Annotated in this window: 11 protein-coding genes; 8 read left to right on the forward strand and 3 right to left on the reverse strand. The window is 37.5% G+C overall.

Going from position 1 to position 9,690, the window contains the following annotated elements; genetic code table 11:
- Nucleotides 1–7 precede the first annotated feature (7 nt).
- Entirely contained in the window at nucleotides 8–163 is a 156-nt protein-coding gene (locus E1I69_RS24745; RefSeq protein WP_165439171.1) for a hypothetical protein, read from the reverse strand.
- 104 nt (nucleotides 164–267) lie between these two features.
- Nucleotides 268–447, reverse strand: a complete 180-nt coding sequence (locus E1I69_RS19595) for a hypothetical protein (RefSeq protein ID WP_136381253.1) — start codon at nucleotides 445–447, stop codon at nucleotides 268–270.
- 182 nt (nucleotides 448–629) lie between these two features.
- Between E1I69_RS19595 and E1I69_RS19600 the strand changes: the two genes are divergently transcribed.
- The 6 genes from E1I69_RS19600 to E1I69_RS19625 all read left to right on the forward strand — a co-directional run bounded on the left by E1I69_RS19600 (nucleotide 630) and on the right by E1I69_RS19625 (nucleotide 6,849).
- Nucleotides 630–1,751, forward strand: a complete 1,122-nt coding sequence (locus E1I69_RS19600; RefSeq protein ID WP_136381254.1) for an NAD(P)/FAD-dependent oxidoreductase — start codon at nucleotides 630–632, stop codon at nucleotides 1,749–1,751.
- Between the two features lie 164 nt (nucleotides 1,752–1,915).
- Entirely contained in the window at nucleotides 1,916–2,830 is a 915-nt protein-coding gene (locus E1I69_RS19605; RefSeq protein ID WP_136381255.1) for a hypothetical protein, read from the forward strand.
- Between the two features lie 13 nt (nucleotides 2,831–2,843).
- Nucleotides 2,844–3,500 (forward strand): DUF4129 domain-containing protein, encoded by a 657-nt coding sequence (locus E1I69_RS19610; RefSeq protein ID WP_136381256.1) that lies wholly within the window; start codon nucleotides 2,844–2,846, stop codon nucleotides 3,498–3,500.
- A complete protein-coding gene (locus E1I69_RS19615) occupies nucleotides 3,487–4,614 on the forward strand; it encodes a DUF4350 domain-containing protein (protein WP_136381257.1) in 1,128 nt (375 codons plus the stop codon). The genes E1I69_RS19610 and E1I69_RS19615 overlap by 14 nt, the downstream gene beginning before the upstream one ends.
- On the forward strand, nucleotides 4,611–5,540 hold the full coding sequence (locus E1I69_RS19620) for an AAA family ATPase (protein ID WP_136381258.1): 930 nt from the start codon (nucleotides 4,611–4,613) through the stop codon (nucleotides 5,538–5,540). The genes E1I69_RS19615 and E1I69_RS19620 overlap by 4 nt, the downstream gene beginning before the upstream one ends.
- Nucleotides 5,491–6,849 (forward strand): DUF58 domain-containing protein, encoded by a 1,359-nt coding sequence (locus tag E1I69_RS19625; RefSeq protein WP_136381259.1) that lies wholly within the window; start codon nucleotides 5,491–5,493, stop codon nucleotides 6,847–6,849. Before E1I69_RS19620 ends, E1I69_RS19625 begins: the two co-directional genes overlap by 50 nt.
- Here the strand turns inward: E1I69_RS19625 and E1I69_RS19630 are convergent.
- A complete protein-coding gene (locus E1I69_RS19630) occupies nucleotides 6,827–7,807 on the reverse strand; it encodes a stage II sporulation protein M (RefSeq protein WP_136381260.1) in 981 nt (326 codons plus the stop codon). The genes E1I69_RS19625 and E1I69_RS19630 overlap by 23 nt on opposite strands.
- 103 nt (nucleotides 7,808–7,910) lie before the next feature.
- Between E1I69_RS19630 and E1I69_RS19635 the strand changes: the two genes are divergently transcribed.
- Nucleotides 7,911–8,717 (forward strand): RDD family protein, encoded by an 807-nt coding sequence (locus tag E1I69_RS19635; RefSeq protein WP_136381261.1) that lies wholly within the window; start codon nucleotides 7,911–7,913, stop codon nucleotides 8,715–8,717.
- A 177-nt stretch (nucleotides 8,718–8,894) separates the two neighbouring features.
- Nucleotides 8,895–9,569, forward strand: a complete 675-nt coding sequence (locus E1I69_RS19640; protein WP_136381262.1) for an N-acetylmuramoyl-L-alanine amidase — start codon at nucleotides 8,895–8,897, stop codon at nucleotides 9,567–9,569.
- The last annotated feature ends 121 nt before the right edge of the window (nucleotides 9,570–9,690 follow it).

Here is a 9,690-nt window from a genome sequence, read left to right on the forward strand (position 1 = left end):
CCCTTTTTTATGCGACTTTCTCATCAGAATCTTCTTCTATTTTCTTGAGATGTTTATGTCTGACATCCCAATAATATACTCTAGGAAGGCCCCAGTGTTGCCAATACTCATGAACAAGACTTACCCCAACGAACAAAATCATTTGAAGTTCCAATTGTTTCAATTAAATCCCCCCTTAAAACAATATACGGGAACCTGCGGTTGTCCAATAACCGGTATTATAGCTAATCGATCAAAAAAGAAAAAACCCGTTCCAAAAAGTCAAACCTAGGAACAGGTCAAATATGTACCGGTACGAAAATTCGTTACTTCACTATTATTTGTTTTTGCGTTTTTCGCGAGCCGCTTTTTTCTTGCTTTTTTACTCATGCCTTGCTCTGCACCAAATTCCGTGTCCATACTATTTGCTCCTGTTTGTGGTTGGTTATTTTTATTTTTGTTCGCCATTCACCTTACCTCCTTTCATTTCTTAAAATTGCGCTGTATATAATTTTTCCTATATTTTACAGCATTATCTATATACTGGTTAAAAAACAGAAAAATATACAAATTTCGACAAAAAGCTGTTTTAAAACTGCTTTTTTAGTAAAATAATTTACATATCGTATTAAAGAAGGGATTTAGAAAACATGACAACCTATCTGGTAATTGGGGCTGGGATTCTTGGCGCATCAACAGCTTATCATCTAGCTAAAGCAGGTGCAAAAGTAACAATTGTCGACCGACAAGACCAAGGTCAAGCCACTGACGCCGCTGCAGGCATCGTTTGTCCGTGGTTATCACAACGTAGAAATAAAGCGTGGTACAATTTAGCGAAAGCAGGTGCAAAATACTACGAAACATTAATAGGTGAACTTGAGGCATTGGGTGAGACATACACTGGCTATAAAAAGGTTGGAGCGATTAGTCTACATTTTGATGAAAACAAGCTTGATAAAATGGAAGAACGAGCCCACACTCGTCTGGAAGATGCACCAGAAATTGGCGAAATTACACGTTTGACTTCTTCTGAAACAACAGAATTGTTTCCGCCTTTGTCCGATCAATACGCAGCAGTACACGTAAGTGGTGCTGCAAGGGTAAATGGACGCGAACTCCGAAATGCTTTAATTCGAGCGGCCAAACAATATGGTGCATTAGAGAGAAAAGGAAGTGCTACGTTAGTAAAAGAGGATGGCAATGTAATTGGTGCTAAAATAGAGGATAAAGTTATTAGAGCGGATAAAATCATCGTAACAGCAGGTGTTTGGGCTAAAGAATTATTAAGATCACTTGACATTGAATTTCAAGTTACATCACAAAAGGCCCAAATTGTCCATTTAAGTCTTGAAAATACAAACACTGACAATTGGCCTGTCGTTATGCCACCAAATGATCAATACATTTTAGCATTTGATGGGGGAAGAGTGGTTGTGGGTGCAACACATGAAAATGATAAAGGAATCGATTACCGAGTAACCGCAGGTGGACTTCATGAAATTTTTGAGAAAGCTTTACATACTGCTCCAGGTTTATCGGAAGGAACGGTTATAGAAACAAGAGTTGGGTTTCGACCGTTCACCCCAGAATTTTTACCAGTAATTGGAGTTATGCCAAGCTATGAAAACATTTTTGTTGCTAACGGTCTCGGAGCGTCAGGTTTGACTGTCGGTCCATTTTTAGGTAGTGAATTAGCAAAGCTTTCTATGGGAAAACCGCTCGAAATCGATTTGAATCTATATGATATAAAAGGTGCAATTAAACCTCAATAATGTAATAAAGTTATCGTCAGATTCCTTAATAGGGGATTTGGCTTTTTTTAAATTCAAGCACCCACTTTACTAGAAAAAATTTCTAAAATAATACAGAAAAACTTCCAGAATAATGTTAAAATAGGCGGTATTAGGATTTGATTACATAATAGGGGGATGGCAGATTGAATACAAAATTTTCACAGCCTAAGGGGTTTGGGGAAATCCTTGACCTTACCTTTAGTTTGAGCAAAAAACGGTTTCGGGACTTTTTTACGATTTTACTCATTTTTATGGGACCGGTATACATACTCGAGGCACTCATATTATTTGCATCGGGAACGAGCTTTTTTAGAGAAGTCGGTCCTGGTGAGGACTGGATCTCTCAAATCGCGAATAGCTTTGATGAGTCAGTTGTTGCCGAAAATATAGGATTGGGCGGGGCTTTAGGAACAATGTTTATCGGTATTCTAGGCTTGGTTCTATTCCCTGTTGCCGAAGCTGCACTTCTAATTGCATTAAATCATATCCGCAAAAATGAGGAATATACAATCAGTTCGGTGATTAAAAAAGCTTTTTCACGATTTTGGGCTATGCTTGGAAGCAATATAGTGTTTGGTCTTATAGTCTTTGGGTTCATCTTTGTTTCGATTTTAATTATAGTTCCTATTGGTATTTTCGGTGCCATTGCGATTAACATAATCGGGGTTCTCTTCGCGATAGTATTAGGATTGGGGTTATTTGTTGGACTCGGTTATTTACTGACACGCTGGGGCTTTTATTTTGGTTCGGTTGTACTAGACTATGAATCTCCTGGATTGTCAAGAAGTTGGCATCTTTCTAAGAAACGAGGCTGGATTCTTTTTGGACTATATATTGTTTTCTTTTTAATTATTAGTGCGATTAGCTTTGCAGTTGAGGCGACATTTAGCATCTTTTTAGGAAATAGTGTTCTACTATCTTTAATTGTTAACTTTACATCCATTTTTACTACGTTACTATTTGCAGTTGGGTATGGTGTGATGTACCTTGATGCGAAGGTTCGACATGATGCTGAAGATTTAGATGAAATGATTGAGGGGTTTAATGAACCAAGATAAGTGGTGATCTACTATGGGACAAATGAATGAAGCAAGGGACCGGATAGAAGAAATTCTAAACGGAAAAGAATATCGAATTTACTATGATGAATCAAGGAACGTGTTTCAGGAATGGTGGGAGCAACTAAAAGAATGGCTTGCTGATTTTATTGAAAATTTATTCCCTGCAATCGAGTCTGGGAGCGGTGCTGCAGAAGTGGTGCTCGTCCTTATCATTCTTGGAGCACTCTTGTTATTAGGTATTGCAGTCTTTTTACTTGTTCGCAATAAAAGGAGAAATTCAAATTTAAGTAAACACAAGCCTCTTCATTCAGCTGTAGAATTAAGCTGGACTTATCATAAGCATTTACAAGAGGCATTAAAGCATGAAAAAAATCAGGATTTTTCACCTGCGACTAGGCATTTATTTCTGGCGCTTCTCCTGTTTTTCCACGATAAAGAATGGTTAGAGGCGAAATTATGGAAAACAAATTGGGAGTATTATGATGAACTCCGTAAAGTTAAACAGGCTTGGGCTGATGAATTTTATGATTTAGCATTGGTGTTCGATGAGGTTGCCTATGGAGAATATGAGATTGAACGAGTAGAATACAATCATTTTCGAGAAAAAGCCTTTGCTTGGCTTGAACACCCAGAAGGAGGAAAGGAGAAGCAACATGCAAAACCGTAAAGTATGGTTCACCTTAATTGGGCTTATCGCGTTGCTACTCTTTCTAACGTATTTTATTGAATCATATAACCCAAAGGCGTATCCACATTATGTTTCTGATTCACCTTCTCCAACCGGTGTAAAAGCGATTTATACATATTTAGACGATGAGCATAAGGTTAAAAAATGGTCACATTCACCAAACCTTCTTACCAACGAAGATGCAAATCAAGTTCTTATAATGGTGGAACCTTATTTCACTCCAGAACAGGAAGAGGCGGATGGGTATCTTGATTTTATAAAGGCTGGAAACAAAATTGTTTTGTTTAAATCAAATCCACGAGGGATGTTTGATAGTAAAACCCTTCCAGTAGAAACCGACCCTTTTAATGAGGAAGCAATTACCATCAAAAACAAAGATGGGAAAGAATTTGATGCCTTTTTCCAAGCCACAAATAGAATCATTCCTAGTGAAAGAGAAAAGGTACTATTAGAGGATGATGTCGGTGTAATAGCAACAAGTCAAAATATAGGTGAAGGTGAACTCATCACGACCATTTCACCAGAGTGGATATTGAATGGCAATCTATCAAACTATGATCATATTCCATTGGTATTATCATTGATTGAAGATCATGATGTTTCCGTTTATTATTTTGATGAATATGTTCACGGAACGAAAAATGCTTCTACAGTTACAACCTTATACCCTGCTTGGTTTTTAGTCTTACTTTTACAAGGTGGAATTATCGTTTTACTTTGGGTTTGGTACAAAGGTAAACGGTTTGGACCAGTTATTGTTCCCCGTGAAGAAACAGTCCGATATAGTGACGAAAGTATTCGAGCATTGAGCGCATGGTATTTAAGAGGGCGTTACTACCATGAATCTATAAATATTCAAGCAGATTACGTGAAGCAGCTTTTACAGGAGAAATGGGGGATTCCATTTCAGCGGGATTGGTCAGACCTTTCTACCAAATTGGTTCAACGATGGACTAGAAAAAATGAAAGGGATATTAAACAATATCTTGATGACCTCACAAAAATAGTAAAGACTGAAAAACTATCCAAACAAGATTATTTGATATGGTCAAATAAATTAGATGAATTACGAAAAGAGGTGGAGAAAGGATGAGACCAGAACTTGCATCCTTACTAGAGAAATATGAGCAACGAATACTAGGTCAAAATATGAATCTCAGACTTTTACTTTCTGCCATTCTAGCTGGCGGTCATGTCTTAATTGAAGGTGTTCCAGGAACCGGAAAAACACAAATGGTACGAACTCTCGCCACTTTACTTGGCGGGGATTTTAACCGAATCCAGTTTACACCTGATCTTTTACCAAGTGATATTACAGGAAGTATGATTTACAACATGAAGGAAGGGCGTTTTGAAACGTTAAAAGGCCCCGTTTTTACAAATGTCCTTTTAGCGGATGAAATTAACCGTACACCTGCTAAAACCCAGGCTGCCTTGTTAGAAGCCATGGAAGAAAAACAGGTTACGATTCAAGGAGAGACATACAAATTACCTGAGGTTTTCTTTGTTGTAGCTACACAGAACCCTATTGAATTTGAGGGAACCTACCGACTACCAGAGGCTCAACAGGACCGTTTTTTATTTAAACTTTCAATCGACTTTCCTGCTTTTAATGACGAAAAAAATGTTGTCAAACAGGTTGTTGAACAAAAATTCTATAATGATGTAGCATCTAGTGTACTTGATTTAACCACCTTTTTATCCATACGCAATGAAATTGAAAAAGTTATTTTAGGTGACGGTGTTCTCGATTATATAATGCAAATTGTACGGAAAACGAGGGAATCTGAAACCATTCGATTCGGAGCAAGCACAAGGGCCGCTATTTCGATTGCGAAGGCTGCACAGGCTTGGGCATATTTGGCTGGGCGAGATTATATCACACCAGATGATGTGAAATTGGTTTCAAAGCCCGCGTTAAGGCATCGGATTCAGTTATCTCCACATGCAGAATTGGAGGGAATCACCATTGACGAAATCATTGAAAAACTTGTGGGATCGGTTCCTGTTCCTCGATAGGGGGATACTGCCTACAACGAGGTTGATTTTAGTTTTCCTATTACTTTCAATTGGATTTTTGGTGTTGTCATCATTTGGGTTCTCATGGGGACTGATCATAGCTCTTAATCTATTTGTTCTTTTTGGAAGTTTAGTTGATCTATTTTTTTCACCTAGAAAAAAGGATTTATCTGCCAATCGCAAAGTATCGTCTGAAATGGAGAGAGGACTTCCAACTCTGATTGAGGTTGAAATATCCAACAATTCTATATACGGTCTTTCCTATCGATTTGTAGATGGTATTCCAGATTCCTTTACGAATTCCTTTCCTATCAAAGGAAGGATTTCTGGTGGGACGACTTCACGAATCACTTACCAAATAGAAGCAATGGAACGCGGTGATTATCAAATTAAAAGGCTATTTTTTCGTTACAAAAGTGTACTTGGTTTGTGGGAAAAACAACTAACTTTTACGATAGAAGACCACGTAAAAGTTATTCCTGATCTTTCAGAAACTAGGCAATACCTGGAAAATGCACAGAAATTTTTATTGTATCAAGGTGTAAAAATTCGCAAGCAACAAACCGGAACAGGTGAATTTTCTAAAATCAGAAGTTATGTCGTCGGTGATGATCCACGAACAATCAATTGGAGACAAACTGCTAAATTACATGAAGTCATGACAAATGAGTATGAACCAGAGCATGGAAAGTATATTACGATATTACTTGACTGTGGCAGAATGATGGGGGCAGAGTTAGAAAAAGGGAACCGTCTAGAAAGAGCGATTGAGTCCGCACTTACTGTAGCGACAGCAGCTCTTCAAAATGGAGATTATGTATCCATGCTAGCTTTTTCAACAAATGTAAAAGTTTTTGTTCCAGCCGGAAAAGGGATCACACATCTTCAAACGATTTTAAAAGCGATTTATAATGTTAAGGTAGATGCTGTTGAATCAAATTATGGCGCTGTTTTATCTTACTTAGAAACGGTCCAAAAAAAGCGGAGTCTGCTTTTAATGTTTAGTGATGTCCAAACGTTTGTGCGGGAAGAAAGTGCGTTGGTTTATTTACGAAAATTACGAAAAAGGCATTATTTTCTAATGGTTGGTGTAGAGGATGAAACTCTAAACCAGAGGATTAATGAGAAGCCGACAACTATTCAAAAAGCGATGCTAAAAAGTATGGCACAGCAGCAAATGCTTGTAAAAAAGAGAGAAAAACAAAAATGGGAAAACCAAGGCCTCATGATGATAGAGGCCAAGGAGGATAAGTTAGCAGTTACAGCTGTTTCCTATTATATTGATATTATGAATCGGAATTTGCTGTAGCTTCTTTTCTCATTAAAAAGAGTTTCCCAGTCAAGATGTAGAGGATTAACCCAATTACTGTAATAAATGCAACGGCGTATTTGGCTTCAAGCGAAATGGTCGAAGGTGTGATAAAGCCTTCGATGATACCAGCAATGACAAATAAAGGAATTGTGCCTAGAAGAAGTTGAACAGAGCGTTTCGCCTGTACCTTTAGCAGATAACCTCTTGTGTACGGACCTGGGACTAGTAGCTTGTATCCCATTAACAGGCCAGCTCCACCTGCTATAAATATAGCCGTAAGCTCGATCATCCCATGTGGGACGATATATGCCCAAAAATCATACGTTTTTCCATAATGCCAAAACAATCCAGCCAGCGCCCCGACGATGATACCGTTATAGATTAAAACATAGACGGTTAACAACCCAAAGGTTATTCCGCTAGCAAACGCAAGGATTGCAACCTGAATATTATTTGTCATGATACTTGCTGACATGAGAGATGAATCAACTTCACCATCTTGACTACCCAAATAGTCTGGATCAACTCCTTGAGCTATTTCTGCTGGCAAAATAGAAAACATATGGAGTGGATCCTGTAGGACTGAAAAAAAGCTGCCAACGGCACCTATAGTAAACAAAACAAAAGCAACAACTACAAATTTCCATTGCTCAAGTAAGAGTCCGATAAATTTCGTACTAAAGAAATAGCGAATTTGTTGAAAGCTTGAAACCTGATCCTTATATAATAGATTATGTGCCTTTGACACAAGACCATTTAAATAAGGAGTAATCTCCTCATTTGGGAAATAGGTTTGACTATAGGAAAGATGCCCGGCGCATTTTTGGTAAAGTCTATGAAACTCGTTAATTTCGTAGCTGCTATGAGATTTTCTGCGCTTATTCAAAATAAATATCATTTGCTCAAGCTGCTTCCACTCATCTCGGTGCTGTTTGACAAATTGTTTCATGTTCAATGTCTAATCACCTCTTGAAATAGCAATAACCTTATTATAGTAATTTTAGAGAAAAATAGAAACTACGAATGTAAAAAAACAACCAGAAAAAGGGGGGGCTTTTTTGAGTCAAGAATTGACCAAAATTAAAACACCTGAGTTTGTTTCCATTCAATTTCAGTTAGCAGGGGTAGGTAGCCGAGCTGCAGCTTTTTTACTTGATACATTGATATTGTCAATGGCGAGTTTTCTAATTTTATTTACCTTATTGCTTATTTTACACGGAGTATCCGATTTTTGGTTGCTTGGTGAATCGTTTTTTTCTGGACCAGTAGCCATAGCCATTATATTGTTATTCCTATTAAACTGGGGTTATTTTTTTCTGCTTGAATTTTTTGCTGGAGGCAAGACGATTGGAAAAAGACTTGTTGGAATTCGTGTCATTCAAGAAAACGGGCATAGTATAACATTGTTATCAAGTTTTATCCGGAACTTTCTACGCATTATTGATTCCTTGCCAGCATCCTACTTTTTGGGAATAATCATGATCTTCTTTCACCCAAAGCATAAACGATTGGGTGACCTTGTTGCGGGTACAATTGTTATCCATGAAAGGCGAGCGAAAAATCTAAAAAAACAAAGTCCACTTGAAAAGGAAATTCAAAGACGTGGTCTTAGGAAGGATTCAATTACAATCGATCAGTGGACAATAAAATCCTTCGGAAACAAGGAGTGGAAGCTGCTGCAAACTTATTGCAATCGATTTTTACAACTAAAAGATGATGTGAAAGACAGAAGAACAAAACAAATTGCCGATATTTTGTTACCAAAGGCAGGTATTGACGTAGCGAGTAAAACATATGAGCAATTAGAAAATGAGTTATTAGTCCTATATCTCAATTTACGTGAAGAATGGGAATTTGAACTATAAACGCTTCAATTAGTGTGTTTTGTAATACCCGTTAATCCAATATAACTTCCTACTTTAGACTGACATCCTAGTAATTAAACTGTATAATTAATCTCATAAAACAAGAAATTGTAATATATATAGGCGATAATACCCACAAAAGCTAGGATTAAGTTGAAAGCAGGAGATTTGGAAAACATGGAATGGAAGAAAATTTGTATGGGCTGCATACTTACTACTCTGTTGTTCGGCTGTGCAGCACAAACTAAGGAAGTAAAAGTTGAGAATACGGAGGTAGACGTGGCCCAAGAAGAGATCATTGCAACTACCATTAAATCTTTGCCTCTCGATCATTCGGAAAAGCGCATAAACGAAATTACACATCTAATGATCCATTTTATTAGTAATGCCGGACTCAAACCTGAAGATCCCTATAATGTAGATGATGTCTATTCTATTTTTGAAGAATATGGTCTTTCGGTTCATTATCTAATCGATCGCAAGGGAGAAATATATAGTCTGGTACCTGAAGATAGAGTCGCTTATCATGCCGGAAAAGGGAGTTTGCCGGATTTCCCTGAATACGATAATAAAATGAATCAATATTCGATAGGTATTGAGCTCATTGCAATAGGAACTAAAGAAGAGATGACAGGGATAATAGGAGAAGAGACGTATAATCAAATTGATCCCGCGCTTGTTGGCTATACGGATGCCCAATACCAATCATTACAGCAATTAGTAGATAATATCTTGGAGAGAAATCCAACTATTTTACCTGACAGAAGTCATGTGATCGGGCACGATGAATATGCACCGGGACGAAAAACAGACCCTGGTTCCCTATTTGATTGGACAAGAATCGGATTTTGACTTTATGTATTTTACTTTAGAAAACCATTTCTTTAAAGGAGACTTCAATTTATAGAAATGGTTTTTAATTTCGAAATAATTTGAAAATAGTATGAATATTCCCTGTCTCTTATACACATCT

It is taken from the genome of Bacillus timonensis (assembly GCF_004799755.1).
Classification (GTDB): Bacteria; Bacillota; Bacilli; order Bacillales; family Bacillaceae_L; genus Ferdinandcohnia; species Ferdinandcohnia timonensis_A.